This is a genomic window from Streptomyces sp. MK37H, assembly GCF_018035285.1.
GTDB classification, from domain to species: domain Bacteria; phylum Actinomycetota; class Actinomycetes; order Streptomycetales; family Streptomycetaceae; genus Streptomyces; species Streptomyces endocoffeicus.
The window spans coordinates 34,891-51,910 of sequence record NZ_JAAAYH010000017.1; the positions used below are offsets into that span (position 1 = coordinate 34,891).

The following is a 17,020-nucleotide window of genomic DNA, read 5'->3' on the forward strand; positions in this document are numbered from 1 at the left end:
TCGAGCTGATGTATCGACTCGATACATCAAGACGATAGAACCGTGCGCGGGGAGGGACAAGAGGGACCACGGTGAACGCCGTCACATCACCAATTCGAGACACTCAATCTGACGGTTATGGAGTGAAGGTGGCGGCTGGGCGGGTTTTGACCGTGCGTACTCTGTTCGCCATGCAGACCTATGGGAACCAAGTGACGCCGCGATGCGTCCTCGTCCCGGATGCAGTGCGTCCGGTTGCCTGGTGCGACCGGATCGCACATTGGGGGGACCGGAAGCCATCTGCCGCTTTCAGGCGATAGCGCCTGCCCGAGGAGAAGTCGTTCCATGAGCGAGCACCGTCGCAAGCCGCCGCAACCCCAAGGCGGCGGACGAGCAGCGGCCCGGCGAGCCGGACAGCAGTCGTCCGGCCGCCGCGCAGCACCGACGCACAACGCCGCAGCCGGGTCGGGTGCCACCCCGCAGGGGGAAGAGCGCCCTTACGGTGGCCGCGCGGCGGCCCGCCGTGCCGCCCAACGTGGCGGTGGCCGTAGACGAGGATCCGACGCGAGCGCGGCCGGCGCGGGCCCCGGCGGTCGCGGAGGCGGCCGGCGGGGGACCGGCGGCGGCCGCGGACGTGGCCCGGGCGGCGATGGGCCCCCCGGCAAGAAGCGCTTCATCGACTACCCGCGCCGTGGGCGGTCGGGTTTCCGGCGCTGGGTTCCGTCCTGGAGGCTGGTGACGGGAACCTTCATCTTCTTCTTCGCGGTGCTGCTCGGCGCCGTCGGCATAGGTCTGTGGCTGGTGGAGGTGCCGACCGCCCAGGCCGCGTCCCAGACCCAGAAGAACGTCTACTACTGGGCGGACGGCAAGCAGATGGTGGTCTCCGGCGGTGGTGACCTCAACCGCCAGATCGTCCCCCTCAGCAAGATCCCCAAGTCCATGCAGAACGCGGTGATCTCCGCGGAGAACGCCAGCTTCTACGACGACAGCGGCGTCGACCCGATGGGTATCGCCCGCGCGGTCGTCAACATGGCGAAGGGTGGGGCGACCCAGAGTGGTTCGACCATCACCCAGCAGTTCGTGAAGAACACCTACCTCGACCAGTCACAGACGCTCACGCGCAAGGTCAAGGAGCTGTTCATCTCCATAAAGGTGGGCGCGACCAAGGACAAGGACTACATCCTCGGGAGCTATCTGAACACCGCGTACTACGGACGCGGTGCCTACGGCTGCCAGGCGGCCGCCCGCGCCTACTTCGACCGGGACTGCTCGAAGCTGACGCCCAGCCAGAGCGCCTTCCTGGCCTCGACGCTCAACGGCCCCAACCTCTACGACCCCAACGGCGGCTATGGCGCCGCCGCCACCAAGGAGGCCAACACCAAGCGCGCCAAGCAGCGCTGGGAGTGGACCCTGCGGCGTGAGGTCGCCGTGCACAGGATGAGCAGGACCGAGGCCCAGAAGTGGATCGGCAAGGGCTTCCCGATGCCGCAGAACCCCAAGGTGGCCACGAACAAGCAGGGCCAGATCGGCTACCTCACCGACCTCGCCGACAACTACATCATCGCCAACACCGGCATCAGCAAGTCACAACTGGACAAGGGTGGCTATCAGATCCACACCACCTTCGACCGGAAGAAGATCAGTGAGCTGACCCGGGCGGTCGAGAAGGTCTCCAAGGAGAACATCAAGCCGAAGGAGCGCGAGGTGGACAAGCACGTCCAGTTCGGCGGCGCCTCGGTGGAGCCCAAGACGGGCAAGATCCTTGCCATCTACGGCGGCAAGAACGCGCTGGAGCACTACCGCAACAACGCCGACTACACCGGTGTCCAGGTGGGCTCGACCTTCAAGCCCTTCGTGATGGCCGCCGCGATGACCAATGGCGCCCGCGATCCGAAGGGCCCACGGGACCAACCCGATTCCGAGCGCACCCTGGTCTCGCCGAGCAGCGTCTACAACGGCGACAACAAGGTGACCCTGCGGGACTACGACGGAACCGTCTGGCACGACAAGGACGGCAAGGAGTGGCACCAGCGGAACGACGGTGACGAGGACAAGGGCCCGATCAGCCTGCGCACCGCGATGCAGTACTCGGTGAACACCCCGTTCATCCAGCTGGGCATGGACGTCGGCACCGACAAGGTGCGGGACGCGGCCCTGGCCGCGGGCCTCAACAAGGAGCAGCTGTCCTCGATCACCCCGACGTTCTCGCTCGGCACCTCCGCACCCAGCGCCATCCGGCTCGCCGGGGCGTACGCCACCTTCGCGGCCAGCGGCCAGCAGGCCGAGCCGTATTCGGTGGAGCGGGTCGAGGACAAGAACGGCACCGTCTACGACCACAAGCAGGAGGCCGAGGTCAAGCGGGCGTTCGACTCGAACGTGGCGAACAACGTCACCGACGTCCTGGAGAACGTGGTCCAGCGCGGCACTGGCACCTCGGCCAAGATCGGCCGTCCGGTCGCGGGCAAGACCGGAACCACCGACGAGAACAAGTCGGCCTGGTTCTCCGGCTACACCCCGCAGCTGTCCACCGCGATCGGCATGTGGCGGGTGGACGACCAGGCCAAGAGCCAGAAGTTCCTGTCCATGCGCGGTGTGGGCGGCCAGAAGACGATCCACGGTGCGTCGTTCCCGGCGGAGATCTGGGCCGACTACATGCGCGGTGCCCTGAAGGGAGTGCCGGTCAAGGACTTCCCCGCGGCCACCCCGATCGGGCAGAAGGTCTTCGGCGAGGACGCGAGCCCGAGCCCGACCCCGACGACGGAGAAGCCGTCCGAGTCCCCGTCGGAGTCGCCTTCGGAAACTCCGTCGGAGTCCCCCTCGGAGTCGCCGTCCGGCAGCCCGACCCCGACGGACACCTGTGACCCGCTGGACCTGGACTGCAAGGACAACGGCGGTAACGGCAACGGCGGCAACGGCAACGGCGGTCCGGGAGGTCCGTCCACGTCGCCGACCACGGAGGACCCGGGCGGCCCCGGGGGCATATTCGGCGGCCCGTCCGGGGCCCGCAGGGAGGAATAGCCCGCGGTCCCGTACGACCCGTTCACCCCTCGCCGGCCGCGCCGGAGCGAACCCGCTCCGGCGCGGCCGACGCCGTTCCAGGCCCTGGACGGCTCTCTGCGCCCCTGATACGCCTCTCCCCGACTCGGAGCCCGGCCGGGCGTCCGCGGCGCGCTCAGCGGCCGCTGGGGCGGTCCTGACTCCTCCGGAGGGGCTCGTACGGCAGGATGGGGCCATGAGCGTGCGCGAGGACCCACAGGCCCAGCCCGTCAGGCCGACCTCCGAGGACCCGGTGGCCGCGTCCGGCAGCGAGCTGATCGGTGGGCCGACCGGGCGCCGGGCCCTGCTCGGCACGAGCTGGTGGACCCCGGTGCGGATCGTGGCGATCGTCGCCATCGGCATGTTCGCCCTGGGCATGGTGCAGAAGCTGCCGTGCTACGACGGCGGCTGGTTCTACGGGGCCACCGCCCAGTACACCCACGCCTGCTACTCCGACATACCGCACCTCTACAACGGCCGCGGCTTCGCCCTCGACCTCGTCCCGTACTTCAACCGGATACCGGACAACGTCTCGGGCGGGATGCAGTACCTGGAGTATCCGGTCCTCACCGGCCTCTTTATGGAGGTCGCCTCCTGGATGACCCCGCACGGCGGCTCCATCCAGGACCGCGAGCAGATCTACTGGCTGGTCAACGCGGGCATGCTGATGGTCTGCACCGCGGTCATCGCGGTCTGTGTGGCCCGTACGCACCGCCGCCGCCCCTGGGACGCGCTGCTGGTCGCCCTCGCTCCCGCCTTCGCGCTCACGGCCACCATCAACTGGGACCTGTTCGCCGTCGCCCTTACGGCCGCCGCCCTGCTGATGTGGTCCCGCAGCCGTCCGCTGGCCGCCGGTGTGCTGCTGGGGCTCGCGACGGCCGCCAAGCTCTACCCCGCGCTGCTGCTCGGCCCGCTGCTGGTGCTCTGCCTGAGGGCGGGGCGGCTGCGGGCCTTCTGGACGGCCGCGGGCGGAGCCCTGGCCGCCTGGCTCGTGGTGAACCTCCCCGTGATGGTCAGCACGCAGGGCGGTCTGCACATCCGCGACGGCTGGAAGACGTTCTACACCTTCAGCCAGGAGCGCCCCGTGGACTTCGGCTCCGTGTGGCTGATCATCTCCCAGCGCACCGGGAACTCCCTGGAGGACGTCAACACCTACGGGACCGTGCTGATGGCCCTGGCTTGCCTCGGGGTGGCGGCGCTCGCCCTGTGCGCCCCGCGCCGTCCGCGCCTGGCCCAGCTGTCCTTCCTGATCGTCGCGGCGTTCGTGCTCACCAACAAGGTCTACTCACCGCAGTACGTGCTGTGGCTGATCCCGCTGGCCGCACTGGCCAGGCCGCGCTGGCGGGACTTCCTGGTCTGGCAGGCGTGCGAGGTCATGTACTTCCTGGGGATCTGGATGTACCTCGCGTACACGGGCAGCGGCGACCAGCACCGGGGGCTGCCCGCGGAGGGCTATCAGCTGGCGATCGCCGTGCATCTGCTGGGGACGCTGTATCTGTGCGCCCTGATCATCCGGGACGCGCTGGTGCCGGAGCGGGACCCGGTGCGCCGGGACGGGTCGGACGACCCCGGGGGAGGCGTGCTGGACCGGGCCCCGGACGCGTTCGTGCTGGGAGAGGCGCGGCGCGCGTCCCGCTACGAGGGCGCGGCGCTGGTGGACTGGGGCGTCCACCGGGAGTGAGCCCCGGACCGGAACCCCTCCCTGCGGTGCGGAGCCCCTCCCGGCGGCGTGGGCTCAGCGGTCGAAAAGCCGGTCGAACTGCGTCGTGGTGTGCCGCAGATGCGCCACCAGCTCATCCCCCACCTGGGGTGCCTGGACATCGCTGGGCACGAACAGGATGGACACCTGCATGTGCGGCGGCTCGGCGAACCACCGCTGCTTGCCCGCCCACACGAACGGCGAGAGGTTGCGGTTGACCGTCGCCAGACCGGCGCGGGCGACCCCCTTCGCGCGGGGCATCACTCCGTGCAGCGCCTTGGGCGCCTCCAGACCGACGCCGTGGGAGGTGCCGCCCGCGACCACGACCAGATGGCCGTCGGATGCGGCCTTCTGCTGGCGGTAGCCGAAGCGGTCGCCCTTCGAGACCCTGGTGACGTCGAGCACCGAGCCCCGGTACTCCGTCGAATCGTGGTCGCCCAGCCACAGCCGGGTGCCGATCCGCGCCCGGAAGCGGGTCTGCGGGAACTGCTGCTGAAGCCGGGCCAGTTCCTCGGCCTTGAGGTGGCTGACGAACATGGTGTGCAGCGGCAGCCGCGCCGCCCGCAACCGGTCCATCCAGGCGATGACTTCCTCGACCGCGTCCAGGCCGTCGGTGCGGTCGAGCGGGAGGTGGATGGCGAACCCCTCCAGCCGGACGTTCTCTATCGCGGCGTGCAGCTTGGGCAGGTCCTCCTCGGTGACGCCGTGCCGCTTCATGCTGCTCATGACCTCGATGACCACGCGCGCGTTCACCAGGCCGTAGACGCCGTCGACCGACGAGACCGAGCGGATCACCCGGTCCGGCAGCGGCACCGGCTCCTCACCGCGGCGGAAGGGGGTGAGCACCAGCAGGTCACCGCTGAAGAAGTCCTTCATCCGGGCGGCCTCGTACGTGGTTCCGACCGCGAGGATGTCGCTGCCGAAGCGGGCGGCTTCCTCGGCCAGCCGCTCATGGCCGAAGCCGTAGCCGTTGCCTTTGCAGACCGGGACTATCCCCGGGAACTGCTGGATCACCGTTTGCTGATGCGCCCGCCAGCGAGCGGTGTCGACGTAGAGGGTGAGCGCCATTGGCCGGTCCCGGAACCTTTCTCGTAGCCGCGGTGTATTGGAGGTATGGGAGACAGCGAATCGTGGTCAGCGGCGGGACATGTAGATGTCGAGCGCCTTGTGCAGGAGCTTGTTGAGCGGGAAGTCCCACTCGCCGAGGTATTCGGCAGCCTGCCCGCCGGTGCCCACCTTGAACTGGATCAGGCCGAAGAGATGATCCGTCTCATCGAGGGAGTCGCTGATGCCGCGCAGGTCATAGACGGTCGCGCCCAGCGCGTAGGCGTCGCGGAGCATCCGCCACTGCATCGCGTTCGAGGGCCGGACCTCGCGTTTGTGGTTGGCGGAGGCGCCGTAGGAGTACCAGACATGGCCGCCGACGATCAGCATCGTGGCGGCGGCCACGGCCTCGTTCTCGTGCATCGCGAAGTACAGCCGCATCCGGTTGGGGTCCTCGGTGTTGAGGGCCGTCCACATGCGCTGGAAGTAGCTGAGCGGGCGGGGCCGGAAGTGGTCGCGCTCCGCGGTGATCTCATAGAGCCGCTGCCACTCGGGCAGATGCTCGTAGCCGCCCTGGACGACCTCGACACCGGCCTTCTCGGCCTTCTTGATGTTGCGGCGCCACAGCTGGTTGAAGCCCTTGTGGACATCCTCGAGGGAGCGGTTCTCCAGCGGCACCTGGAAGACGTACCGCGGCTGGACGTCACCGAAGCCGGCCCCGCCGTCCTCGCCCTGCTGCCAGCCCATGCGCCGCAGCCGCTCGGCCACCTCGAAGGCGCGCGGCTCGATGAAGGTGGCCTCGACATCGCGCAGCCGCTTTACGTCGGGGCTCTGGATGCCGGACTTGATCGCGGCGGAATCCCAGCGGCGGATGATGACCGGCGGGCCCATCTTCACGGAGAAGGCGCCCTGCTGCTTCAGATGCGCGAGCATCGGGCGCAGCCAGTCCTCGAGGTTGGGGGCGTACCAGTTGATGACCGGGCCCTCGGGGAGATAGGCGAGATAGCGCTTGATCTTGGGCAGCTGACGGTAGAGGACGAGACCGGCGCCGACGAGCTGACCCGTGGCGTCGAACCAGCCGAGGTTCTCCGAGCGCCACTCCGACTTGACGTCAGCCCATGCAGGCACCTGCATGTGGCTTGCCGCCGGCAGGCTCTGGATGTACGCCAGATGCTGCTCTCGGCTGATCGTCCTCAGGGTCAGGCTCATGTGGGGCGCTCCTCGGCAGGTTTGTCCCCAGGGTCGGGGCTCCGGCTCTCGCGCCGAAGCCTACTGCGACCGGGACACGCCCCGTTCGGGCCCGGGGACAACCGGGCTCCGGGCGGGCTCAGCCCAGCAGGCCGCCGAAGAGCCCTCCATGTGCCATGCCGAGATAGAAGCCGACCCCGGCGGCACCGAGCCCGATGATCAGCAGGAACCGCTCCCCGGTGGTCACGGACCTCAGCTGGCCCCAGGCACCGCTGATCATCCCGATCAGCCCGACCCATGAGCTGACCAGGTGGAGGTGGGGGAAATGAGCCGTGACAAAGGCGATCACGCCGATCACCACGGTCACCACGGCGACCGTGTTCTCTACGGGATGCGACTTGCCGTCGGTGTCCAGGAAGGTGAACAAGCCGTGGTGGGATCGTGCTGCCTGTGCCATGGGGCACCTCCAGGTAGGCACATAGAGCAAGGCGGCGAACTGTTACGCCGCTCACACCCGATGTGTACAGATTGCGGGCCAAGACGCCCGGATTTCAAGCGGGCGGCCGGAGCCGGGTACTGTGTACCGTCCGCGGTGGTGTCTGTACTGGCGCCGAAGCGGATACGCATCACGACCCTCCTGCCACGGAACGACCGTGGCCGCTGAGTCCAAAGGAGGTGGGTTCCACATGCGTCACTACGAGGTGATGGTCATCCTCGACCCCGATCTCGAGGAGCGCGCTGTCTCCCCGCTGATCGAGAACTTCCTTTCCGTCGTCCGTGAGGGCAGCGGCAAGGTCGAGAAGGTCGACACCTGGGGCCGTCGTCGTCTCTCGTACGAGATCAAGAAGAAGCCCGAGGGCATCTACTCGGTCATCGACCTGCAGGCCGAGCCCGCGGTCGTCAAGGAGCTCGACCGCCAGCTGAACCTGAACGAGTCGGTCCTCCGGACCAAGGTCCTCCGTCCCGAGACCCACTGACCGCATAAGCGTTCAGCGGTCATCGGGGCCGAATCGCAACGAGTAGCAAGCAGCCCAGCAGTACCCGCCGAGAGGTTCCCCCAATGGCAGGCGAGACCGTCATCACGGTCGTCGGCAATCTCGTCGACGACCCCGAGCTGCGTTTCACCCCGTCCGGTGCGGCGGTCGCGAAGTTCCGCGTCGCGTCCACTCCCCGTACCTTCGACCGGCAGACCAACGAGTGGAAGGACGGCGAGAGCCTCTTCCTCACGTGCTCGGTGTGGCGGCAGGCCGCGGAGAACGTGGCCGAGTCCCTTCAGCGCGGCATGCGCGTCATCGTGCAGGGCCGTCTGAAGCAGCGGTCCTATGAAGACCGCGAGGGGATCAAGCGCACGGTCTATGAGCTGGATGTCGACGAGGTCGGCGCCAGCCTGCGCAACGCCACAGCCAAGGTCACCAAGACCACCGGTCGCGGTGGTCAGGGTGGTTACGGTGGCGGTGGCGGTGGCGGCCAGGGCGGCGGTGGCTGGGGCGGTGGCCCCAGCGGCGGCGGCCAGCAGCAGGGCGGCGGCGCTCCGGCCGACGACCCGTGGGCGACCGGCGCTCCGGCCGGCGGCCAGGGCGGCGGTGGTGGTGGCTGGGGCGGCGGCTCCGGCAACTCCGGGGGCTACTCGGACGAGCCGCCCTTCTAGACCCGAGGCGTTGTTTCACGTGAAACAGCGCGCGGTCTGGTCAGGGCGACCAGCACACACTTCTTGATCACACTGGAGAGAGACAATGGCGAAGCCGCCTGCTCGCAAGCCTAAGAAGAAGGTTTGCGTGTTCTGCAAGGAGAAGATCTCCTACGTCGACTACAAGGACACGAACCTGCTGCGGAAGTTCATCTCCGACCGCGGCAAGATCCGTGCCCGCCGGGTCACCGGCAACTGCACCCAGCACCAGCGTGACGTCGCCACGGCCGTGAAGAACAGCCGTGAGATGGCGCTGCTGCCCTACACCTCCACCGCGCGATAAGGGAAGGGTGACTGACTCATGAAGATCATCCTCACCCACGAGGTCTCCGGCCTCGGCACCGCCGGTGACGTCGTGGACGTCAAGGACGGTTACGCCCGTAACTACCTGGTCCCGCGTGGTCTGGCGCTCCGCTGGACCAAGGGCGGCGAGAAGGACGTCGAGCAGATCCGCCGCGGTCGTCGCATCCGCGAGATCGCCACGATCGAGCAGGCCAATGAGGTCAAGGCTCAGCTCGAGGGCGTCAAGGTGCGGCTGAAGACACGTGCCGGCGACGCCGGCCGGCTGTTCGGCTCCGTCACCCCGGCCGACATCGCTTCGGCGATCAAGGACGCGGGTGGCCCGGAGGTGGACAAGCGCCGCATCGAGGTGCAGTCCCCGATCAAGACCCTGGGCGCGCACCAGGTCTCGGTCCGGCTGCACGCCGAGGTTGCCGCCAAGGTCGGCGTCGAGGTCGTCGCCGCCTGACGACGGCCGTGACGGTCGCCGCCGGCACCGTGCACAGTGCACCGGAGGGCCGCACCCCTGTTGTGGGTGCGGCCCTCCGCTGTGTCGGTCTTCTGTCGTGCCTGCCCTCCGCCGCGTTGCCCTCCGCCGTGCCAGGGGCTGAGTGGCCGGACGTGGGCTCAGCTTCGTACCGCGCCGGTGACGATCCAGCGGCCGGAGCGGGTGCGCAGCCACAGGGTCGCCATCCGGACCGACATCATCAGCGCCATGGTGCACCACAGCGCGGTCAGGCCCCCGCCGAGCGAGGGCACCAGCAGCGCCACCGGGGCGAAGACGGCCAGCGTGGCGATCATCGCCCAGGCCAGATACGGCCCGTCGCCCGCGCCCATCAGCACGCCGTCGAGGACGAAGACCACACCCGAGACCGGCTGGATGAGGGCGGTCACCAGCAGGGCGGGCAGCAGGGCGTCCCGTACCGCGGAGTCGGTGGTGAACAGGGGGATGAACAGCGGCCGGGAGGCGACCACCAGCAGGCCCAGCGCCACGCCCGAGGCGATGCCCCACCGCACCATGCGACGGCAGGCGGCCCGTGCCCCCTCCTCGTCGCCGGCGCCCAGATAGCGTCCGATGATCGCCTGTCCCGCGATGGCGATGGCGTCCAGGGCGAACGCCAGCAGGCTCCACAGGGTGAGCACGATCTGATGAGCGGCGATGTCGGTGTCGCCGAGGCGAGCCGCCACGGCCGTCGCGATCAGCATCACGGCGCGCAGCGAGAGCGTACGGATCAGCAGCGGTGCCCCGGCGTGGGCACAGGCTCTGATCCCCGCGGCATCGGGCCGCAGCGAGGTGCCATGGCGCCGAGCACCCCGGATGACCACGACGAGGTAGACGGCGGCCATGGCGTTCTGGGCGATCACCGTGCCCCAGGCCGAACCCGCGATGCCCAGCCCGGCCCCATAGACCAGGGTGGCGTTCAGCGCAGCGTTGGCGCCGAAGCCGCCGATGGCGACATAGAGCGGGGTGCGGGTGTCCTGGAGGCCGCGCAGCACACCGGTGGCGGCGAGCACCACCAGCATCGCGGGGATGCCGAGGGTGCTGATCCGCAGATAGGTGATGGCGTAGGGCGCGGCGGTGTCCGAGGCGCCGAAGAGGTCGACGAGGGCGGGGGCGGTGGGAAGCGCCACGGCGATGACGGCGGCGCCGAGCAGCAGGGCCAGCCAGATGCCGTCCATGCCCTGACGTATCGCTCCGGCGAGGTCGCCCGCGCCGACCCGGCGGGCCACCGCCGCGGTGGTGGCGTAGGCGAGGAAGACGAAGATGTTGACGGCGGTGGCGAGCAGGGCCGCGGCGACGCCCAGACCGGCCAGCTGGGCGGTGCCCAGATGGCCGACGACGGCACTGTCGACCATGACGAAGAGGGGTTCCGCCACGAGTGCGCCGAAGGCGGGAAGCGCGAGTGCGATGATCTCGCGGTCGTGGTGGCGCGGGGTGCTCCGCGCGCTCGTGGGGGCCTGTGTCATGAGGGCAATGTAATCGTCCACAGGTAAGAGACACAAGCTGCTCCTGGTCCTTACAGGGCGGCGCGCGGGACGATCTTCTCTGCGCCCTTTGTCGTGATCTTGCGCTGGGGGCGGAAGTTTTTCTTCTGCACAGCCACTGGATAGAGAAACCGCAGGTCAGGCCTGGACTCTCGGGGTGATTGTGTGTTTGTCCACAGCACTGTCCCCCGGCCCGTGCACAGGTTCGCGCGACTTACCCACAGGATGGATCCCATCATCCACATGCCCTGTGGATAACCAAGTTGGCTGGCGGTCCCGACGGGCCTAACGTGGTCCGGCGCCCGCCACCCGATCCGGCCCTGGAACCCCCAGCCTCCGATGCGCCGTGTCCGGAAAGCCGGCCGCTCAGTTGTGTCATAGCCGTGCCGTAAGAAGGACGGGCACGGCGAGGTTCGCTTCGCGGACGGGAGGAGGTGGCGGGGTGAGCGTGCCCGAGCCCATGGACGACCCATGGGCGGACTCCGGCCCGTCCGACCGGTTCCCGTCCCCCCGCTTCCGCCGCGGTGAGGGCGGCGGCCGGGGCCGCGACGGCCAGGACCGCGACGGAGGCGGCGGCTCCCCCTGGGAGGGCTCCGGCTTCGAGCGCGTTCCGCCCCAGGACCTCGACGCCGAGCAGTCCGTCCTCGGCGGCATGCTGCTCTCCAAGGACGCCATCGCCGATGTGGTGGAGGTCCTCAAGGGCAATGACTTCTACCGGCCCGCCCATGAGACCGTCTACCAGGCCATCCTGGACCTCTACGCCAAGGGCGAGCCGGCCGACCCGATCACGGTCGCCGCGGAGCTGACCAAGCGCGGCGAGATCGCCCGGGTCGGCGGCGCCTCGTATCTCCACACCCTCGTCCAGTCGGTCCCCACCGCCGCCAACGCGGAGTACTACGCGGAGATCGTCCACGAGCGCGCCGTGCTGCGCCGCCTCGTCGAGGCCGGCACCCGCATCACCCAGATGGGATATGCGGCGGACGGGGACGTCGACGAGATCGTCAACAACGCCCAGGCGGAGATCTACGCCGTCACCGAGCAGCGCACCAGCGAGGATTATCTGCCGCTCGGCGACATCATGGAGGGCGCGCTCGACGAGATCGAGGCGATCGGCTCGCGCAGCGGGCAGATGTCCGGCGTGCCCACCGGCTTCACCGACCTGGACTCCCTGACGAACGGGCTGCACCCGGGCCAGATGATCGTCATCGCCGCCCGCCCCGCCATGGGTAAGTCCACCCTGGCCCTCGACTTCGCGCGCGCCTGCTCCATCAAGCACGCCATGCCGAGCGTCATCTTCTCCCTGGAGATGGGCCGCAACGAGATCGCCATGCGTCTGCTCTCCGCCGAGGCCCGGGTGGCGCTCCACCACATGCGCTCGGGCAGCATGACCGACGAGGACTGGACCCGGCTGGCCCGCCGGATGCCGGACGTCTCCCAGGCCCCCCTCTACATCGACGACTCCCCGAACCTGTCGATGATGGAGATCCGCGCCAAGTGCCGCCGCCTCAAGCAGCGCAATGACCTCCAACTGGTCGTCATCGACTACCTCCAGCTGATGCAGTCCGGCGGCGCCCGGCGCCCCGAGAGCCGTCAGCAGGAGGTCTCGGACATGTCGCGAAACCTGAAGCTGCTGGCCAAGGAGCTGGAAGTACCGGTCATCGCGCTCTCCCAGCTCAACCGAGGCCCCGAGCAGCGCACGGACAAGAAGCCGATGGTCTCGGACCTCCGAGAGAGTGGATCCATCGAGCAGGACGCCGACATGGTCATCCTGCTCCACCGCGAGGACGCCTACGAGAAGGAGTCGCCGCGCGCGGGCGAGGCGGACCTGATCGTGGCCAAGCACCGTAACGGTCCGACGGCCACGATCACGGTGGCCTTCCAGGGTCACTACTCCCGCTTCGTGGACATGGCCCAGACCTGACAGCCGCTTGTAGCGCCTCAGATTTCGCTGCACAGTCTCACGCTCCGCTTCATATCGGCCGCACTTATGAAGCGGCCGTGAGACAAGCAGGTCGGCGCGTTCACTCTTTCGGGCTCCTTGGCTCGAAACTCAGGCGTCTGCTCTCGACGGCGGAGAGTCCGGTCGTACGAACCACGGTCTGGGGTTTTCCGCTGGCACCGAGGGCAGAAGCACTAATCGGGTACCTACTGGTCAGCGACCACGCGCGACCACGTGCTCTACGAATCCCGCCTGGAGCCGGCCCGATTGCTCTTCGCAGACTTCGATCGCAGCGTCCACGGCATCGTGGCTCAGCCCTTCCTGCTTCAGACCGTGCTGAACGTGCTGAACGAGGCCGCAGGATGCGGCCCACTCCCTCGGCAGGAAGGTGGCAGAGGCCACCAAGCGTCTCACCGCCCCAGACTGATGGCCGCAACAACACAGGCAGTGGCAGGCCGAGAGTCCTTCCTCGGCGAGTGAGGGGAAGAGAGCTATGGAGGCACAAGGCCACGAGATGATCGCGTCATGACTGAGATCGTCTTGATGTCCGACCCGAGGGTCGCAGCCGTGCCGTTCAGGAGTGTGGTGAACGGCTCGTCGATGTGCGACGGGACAACTCTCTGCTCGTCGATGATCGAGACATCCTGGGCACGGCGCTTACCGCTGCTGGCCTGGTCAACTACCCCACAGAGTGGTGGCACTGGTCATACGGAGACCGTTACTGGGCCTTGATGACGGGAGCGGATGCCGCCCATTACGGGCCCAAGGAACTGGATACGGTATGAACCACGATCGGGTAGTTAAAGCGTTTCGTCTTGAGGCCGGGCAACTCGCGCGGGCGATGACTGAGGTTTCGGAGGCTGAGTGGCGTTTGCCGACGCGGTGTGAACCGTGGAAAGCGTGCGACTTGCTGGCGCATGTTCGGGTGGTGATTGCCTGGCTTCCCGACATGCTGACCGCACCGGCGCCGACTCGTGCCGAGGTCTCGGCAGCGGAGTACTACCGGCCCGACGACCGTTTCGCTCCGGAAACCAACGCGGCTCGGATCGCTCTGGCCCAGGCTCATGCGGCCGAGCAAGTGAGTGGCACCGCGCTCGTCGAGGACTTCAAAGCCACTTGGCGGCGTGTGGACCGACTATGCCGTGCTGAGCCGGAAGGGCGCGTGGTCTGCACCAGGCATGGCGATCCGATGCTCCTGTCGGAGTTCCTGCTGACGCGGGTGGTTGAGGTCGCCCTGCACGGCCTGGACCTGGCCGACGCCTTGGGACGCGAACCGTGGCTGACTTCCCAGGCCGCAGATCTGGTGCAGGACCTTCTGCTCGACCCGGATGGCGTGGCGGCACTGGAGAAGCTGGGCTGGGGGCAGCTTCGCTTCCTGCGCAAGGCGACCGGACGTGAGCCGATCACAAGGGAAGAAGCGGGTGACGTCGACCGCCTGGGCATCCGGTGGCTCGCGCTGGGGTGAAAACGTCGTTGGAGTGGATCTACAGGGCGTCGGGCCGGGGGACCGTGGCCGTCGCCCGAGGAAATGACACGTCCGTGAGACGGAAGCTATGCCACCGAGCGTCACCGTGAGACGTTGATGTGAGTCTCATCGGAGTTGGCGTTCCTCATCAATGTCTGCCGTGACCGATGAGTTTTGTGCGGATCCGTGGTCGATACGGCTGGATACACCGACAGCGGTGGGCCTGTGCTGGGGACGTTCCAGCGCGGGAGGAAGCACATGGAGGCTGTGATGAGCGCCGACGACTCCGACCAGGGGCACGCGATCCGGACGGGCGGGCAGGGGACGCGGGTGAGCGGTCCCAGGGTGTTGGTGGCGGGGGCGAGCATCGCGGGACCCGCGCTGGCCCACTGGCTGCGCCGGCGGGGGGCCGAGGTGACCGTGGTGGAGCGGGCTCCCGAGCTGCGTCCCGGCGGGCAGGCGGTGGACGCGCGCGGGGTCGCCAGGGAGGTCATCGGGCGCATGGGGTTGGACCCGGCGGTGCGCGCGGCGTGCACCGACACCGCCGGCGCGCACACCGTGGACGCGGACGGGCAGGTGCTGGAGACCTTCCGCGTGGACGACGACGGTGGCGACGGGTTCATCGCGGACATCGAGATCCTGCGCGGGGACCTGTCCCAGGTGCTCTACGACGACACCCGCGACGGCGTCGAGTACGTCTTCGGCGACCGAATCGCCGAGCTCGCACAGGACGCGGACGGGGTCGACGTGGTCTTCGCGGGCGGCAACCGGCGGCGCTTCGACTTGGTGGTCGGGGCAGACGGGCCGCACTCGGAGCTGCGAGCGATGGTCTTCGGGCCGCATGAGCGGTTCCTCCGCCACCTCGGGCACGCGCTGGCCTTCTACAGTGTGCCCAACGAGTTCGGGCTGGACCACTGGCTGCTGGAGTACCAGGATCAGGAGTCCGGGCGCTCCGCCCTCCTGCGGCCCATCCAGGACGCCACCCGGGCGATGGCCGTGTTCTACTTCGCCTCGGCCGACTTCGACGTCGACCACCGTGACGTAGCGGCCCAGAAGGTCCTGCTGCGGGAGCGGATGGCGGGCCTGGGCTGGTTGACCCCGGACATCCTCGCGCACCTGGACGACACTCCGGACTTCTACCTCGACCAGGTCGCCCAGGTGGTGATGGACCGCTGGTCGAGTGGACGGGTGGGGTTGCTCGGGGACGCGGCGTTCAGCTCGTCGCCGATGTCCGGGCAGGGCACCGGGCTGGCACTGGTCGGTGCCTACCTGCTGGCCGGAGAGCTGGCCGCTGCCGGATGGGACCCCGACGCCGGGTTCGCCCGCTACGAGGCGCGGATGCGCTCGTTCGTCGAGGCCAACCAGGAGATCGGCCGGTTGAACGCCCGCAGCCGCGACGTCCCCGGGCCAGACGCCGAGCCGCGCCCCGATTTCGCCAGCGAATGGTTCACGGAGCTGGTCGGGCGCGCGATCAACGGCGTCGAGCTGCCCGACTACGCGGGGGTGGACTCCGCAGCCCCGGCCGGATCGCCGATCACCTCGTCGGCCAAGCCGTAGGTGTCACATCACGTGTCGAGAGGGACCACGCTTCGGTAGGACACCGCCGGACGACCTCCGCTCATGCCACATGGTGCGCGTTGGAGCGCCCGTTCGGCGGCCAGGCCACGTTCCGATGAGGCGGTGTTGGCTCGGAAAACTGACAAGACGGATGAGAATCGGTGCTGCCGCTCAGCGCCTCGTCTCGTACCTGGTCAGGACCACGCCGCCGGGAAACGTCCGCGTCTCCACCAGGTTCAGGTTCACCCAGCTGTCCAGCGCGGTGAAGAACGGCGTGCCGCTGCCCACCAGGACCGGATAGGCGGCGATCGCGTACTCGTCGATCAGCCCGGCGCGCATGGCCGCCCCGGCGAGCGTTGCGCCGCCGATGTTCATTGGGCCGCCGTCCTCGGCTTTGAGCCGGGTGATCTCGGCGATCGCGTCGCCGGTGACCAGGCGGGTGTTCCAGTCGACCTTGTCGATCGTCGAGGAGAACACCACCTTCGGCGTGTCCCGCCAGTTGCGCGCGAACTCGATCTCCGCCGGGGTGGCGTTGGGCTGCTGGTCGCCGGTTGGCCAGTAGGAGCTCATCGTCTCCCACAGCTTGCGCCCATACAGCGACAGGCCACTCGCCTGCTCGTGGTCGAGCCACCACTGGAACAGCTCGTCGCTCGGCGGTCCGCTCCAGCCGATGTCGTCGCCGGCCGCGGCGATGTAGCCGTCCAGGGTCAGGTTCATGCCGTAGATCAGTTTCCGCATGGCGCAGCCTTCCATCCGTGGGTCTCCGGCGTATAGACCAGCGCGGCGCGGGAAACTCATCGGTGCGCGATCTGGGCTCGCCGGTAGTCCTCGTGTTCGGGGCTCAGCGCGGTGTACTCGGCCGACTCGGACAAGCCGCCTGATCTCGACCTCGCCCTCGCGGGGAAATGCTACGGATTTGAGACTGTTCATGGGTGACAAGGCCGTGAGACAGCCAAGAACGCCCAGGTCACGCAAGATCGACAGGTCACGAGCGGCGAGACCCTGCACCGCTGTCCGACCCACACTTTGCTGCTCTCGCAAAGAACTTTGTCAGGTTGTCCTGGGTGGGGGCAGGTTGGTGGGCATGGACAGACAGTTCTGGGACGACATGTACGGCAGTCGTGATCAGCTCTTCAGCGGGGAGCCCAACGGGGTGCTCGT

14 protein-coding genes and 1 pseudogene are annotated in these 17,020 nt (G+C 68.4%); 10 read left to right on the forward strand and 5 right to left on the reverse strand.

The features are described 5' to 3' along the window. The first annotated feature begins 324 nt into the window (after positions 1-324). Positions 325-2,997: a transglycosylase domain-containing protein gene (locus tag GWI24_RS04695; RefSeq protein WP_210944624.1), complete on the forward strand. Its 2,673-nt coding sequence runs from the start codon at positions 325-327 to the stop codon at positions 2,995-2,997. Between the two features lie 214 nt (positions 2,998-3,211). Beyond that, complete coding sequence (locus GWI24_RS04700) at positions 3,212-4,696, forward strand: glycosyltransferase family 87 protein (protein WP_210944625.1); 1,485 nt, start codon at positions 3,212-3,214, stop codon at positions 4,694-4,696. A 54-nt stretch (positions 4,697-4,750) separates the two neighbouring features. Here the strand turns inward: GWI24_RS04700 and GWI24_RS04705 are convergent, their stop codons facing one another. From GWI24_RS04705 to GWI24_RS04715, 3 genes are all read right to left on the reverse strand, one after another. Continuing rightward, complete coding sequence (locus GWI24_RS04705; RefSeq protein ID WP_164435752.1) at positions 4,751-5,782, reverse strand: alanine racemase; 1,032 nt, start codon at positions 5,780-5,782, stop codon at positions 4,751-4,753. Positions 5,783-5,848: 66 nt separating this feature from the next. Continuing rightward, positions 5,849-6,967: a peptidoglycan bridge formation glycyltransferase FemA/FemB family protein gene (locus GWI24_RS04710; protein WP_210944626.1), complete on the reverse strand. Its 1,119-nt coding sequence runs from the start codon at positions 6,965-6,967 to the stop codon at positions 5,849-5,851. 118 nt (positions 6,968-7,085) lie between these two features. After that, a complete protein-coding gene (locus GWI24_RS04715) occupies positions 7,086-7,403 on the reverse strand; it encodes a hypothetical protein (RefSeq protein WP_210944627.1) in 318 nt (105 codons plus the stop codon). Between the two features lie 229 nt (positions 7,404-7,632). Between GWI24_RS04715 and rpsF the strand changes: the two genes are divergently transcribed. The 4 genes from rpsF to rplI all read left to right on the forward strand — a co-directional run bounded on the left by rpsF (position 7,633) and on the right by rplI (position 9,381). Continuing rightward, positions 7,633-7,923, forward strand: a complete 291-nt coding sequence (gene rpsF, locus GWI24_RS04720) for a 30S ribosomal protein S6 (protein WP_210944628.1) — start codon at positions 7,633-7,635, stop codon at positions 7,921-7,923. 83 nt (positions 7,924-8,006) lie between these two features. Beyond that, positions 8,007-8,594: a single-stranded DNA-binding protein gene (locus GWI24_RS04725; RefSeq protein WP_037954647.1), complete on the forward strand. Its 588-nt coding sequence runs from the start codon at positions 8,007-8,009 to the stop codon at positions 8,592-8,594. Positions 8,595-8,679: 85 nt separating this feature from the next. Beyond that, positions 8,680-8,916, forward strand: a complete 237-nt coding sequence (gene rpsR / locus GWI24_RS04730) for a 30S ribosomal protein S18 (RefSeq protein ID WP_003978893.1) — start codon at positions 8,680-8,682, stop codon at positions 8,914-8,916. A gap of 18 nt (positions 8,917-8,934) precedes the next feature. After that, entirely contained in the window at positions 8,935-9,381 is a 447-nt protein-coding gene (gene rplI / locus GWI24_RS04735) for a 50S ribosomal protein L9 (protein WP_020869991.1), read from the forward strand. Positions 9,382-9,539: 158 nt separating this feature from the next. Here rplI and GWI24_RS04740 read toward each other — a convergent pair whose 3' ends face one another. Then, positions 9,540-10,880: an MATE family efflux transporter gene (locus tag GWI24_RS04740; protein WP_210944629.1), complete on the reverse strand. Its 1,341-nt coding sequence runs from the start codon at positions 10,878-10,880 to the stop codon at positions 9,540-9,542. Between the two features lie 460 nt (positions 10,881-11,340). On the opposite strand from GWI24_RS04740, the gene dnaB reads away from it, so the two are divergent. From dnaB to GWI24_RS04760, 4 genes and pseudogenes are all read left to right on the forward strand, one after another. Further along, complete coding sequence (gene dnaB / locus GWI24_RS04745; protein ID WP_037954653.1) at positions 11,341-12,819, forward strand: replicative DNA helicase; 1,479 nt, start codon at positions 11,341-11,343, stop codon at positions 12,817-12,819. Between the two features lie 653 nt (positions 12,820-13,472). Further along, positions 13,473-13,622: pseudogene (locus tag GWI24_RS44885) on the forward strand (M15 family metallopeptidase); the annotation flags it as partial. Then, positions 13,619-14,302 carry a maleylpyruvate isomerase N-terminal domain-containing protein gene (locus GWI24_RS04755; RefSeq protein WP_210944630.1) on the forward strand — a complete coding sequence of 228 codons (684 nt, stop codon included), beginning with the start codon at positions 13,619-13,621 and terminating at the stop codon, positions 14,300-14,302. The pseudogene GWI24_RS44885 and the gene GWI24_RS04755, both read left to right, overlap by 4 nt. Before the next feature lie 270 nt (positions 14,303-14,572). Further along, entirely contained in the window at positions 14,573-15,859 is a 1,287-nt protein-coding gene (locus GWI24_RS04760; RefSeq protein WP_210944631.1) for an FAD-dependent monooxygenase, read from the forward strand. A 171-nt stretch (positions 15,860-16,030) separates the two neighbouring features. Here the strand turns inward: GWI24_RS04760 and GWI24_RS04765 are convergent, their stop codons facing one another. After that, positions 16,031-16,597, reverse strand: a complete 567-nt coding sequence (locus tag GWI24_RS04765; RefSeq protein WP_127353997.1) for a dihydrofolate reductase family protein — start codon at positions 16,595-16,597, stop codon at positions 16,031-16,033. Positions 16,598-17,020: the final 423 nt, after the last annotated feature.

Excerpts from the sequence above, each read along its gene's own strand:
- rpsF (WP_210944628.1), top strand. The coding sequence starts at position 7,633 with ATGCGTCACTACGAGGTGATGGTCATCCTCGACCCCGATCTCGAGGAG.
- GWI24_RS04705 (WP_164435752.1), bottom strand. The coding sequence starts at position 5,782 with ATGGCGCTCACCCTCTACGTCGACACCGCTCGCTGGCGGGCGCATCAG.
- GWI24_RS04740 (WP_210944629.1), bottom strand. The coding sequence starts at position 10,880 with ATGACACAGGCCCCCACGAGCGCGCGGAGCACCCCGCGCCACCACGAC.
- rplI (WP_020869991.1), top strand. The coding sequence starts at position 8,935 with ATGAAGATCATCCTCACCCACGAGGTCTCCGGCCTCGGCACCGCCGGT.
- GWI24_RS04760 (WP_210944631.1), top strand. The coding sequence starts at position 14,573 with ATGAGCGCCGACGACTCCGACCAGGGGCACGCGATCCGGACGGGCGGG.
- rpsR (WP_003978893.1), top strand. The coding sequence starts at position 8,680 with ATGGCGAAGCCGCCTGCTCGCAAGCCTAAGAAGAAGGTTTGCGTGTTC.
- GWI24_RS04695 (WP_210944624.1), top strand. The coding sequence starts at position 325 with ATGAGCGAGCACCGTCGCAAGCCGCCGCAACCCCAAGGCGGCGGACGA.
- GWI24_RS04715 (WP_210944627.1), bottom strand. The coding sequence starts at position 7,403 with ATGGCACAGGCAGCACGATCCCACCACGGCTTGTTCACCTTCCTGGAC.
- GWI24_RS04725 (WP_037954647.1), top strand. The coding sequence starts at position 8,007 with ATGGCAGGCGAGACCGTCATCACGGTCGTCGGCAATCTCGTCGACGAC.
- GWI24_RS04755 (WP_210944630.1), top strand. The coding sequence starts at position 13,619 with ATGAACCACGATCGGGTAGTTAAAGCGTTTCGTCTTGAGGCCGGGCAA.
- GWI24_RS04700 (WP_210944625.1), top strand. The coding sequence starts at position 3,212 with ATGAGCGTGCGCGAGGACCCACAGGCCCAGCCCGTCAGGCCGACCTCC.
- GWI24_RS04765 (WP_127353997.1), bottom strand. The coding sequence starts at position 16,597 with ATGCGGAAACTGATCTACGGCATGAACCTGACCCTGGACGGCTACATC.
- GWI24_RS04710 (WP_210944626.1), bottom strand. The coding sequence starts at position 6,967 with ATGAGCCTGACCCTGAGGACGATCAGCCGAGAGCAGCATCTGGCGTAC.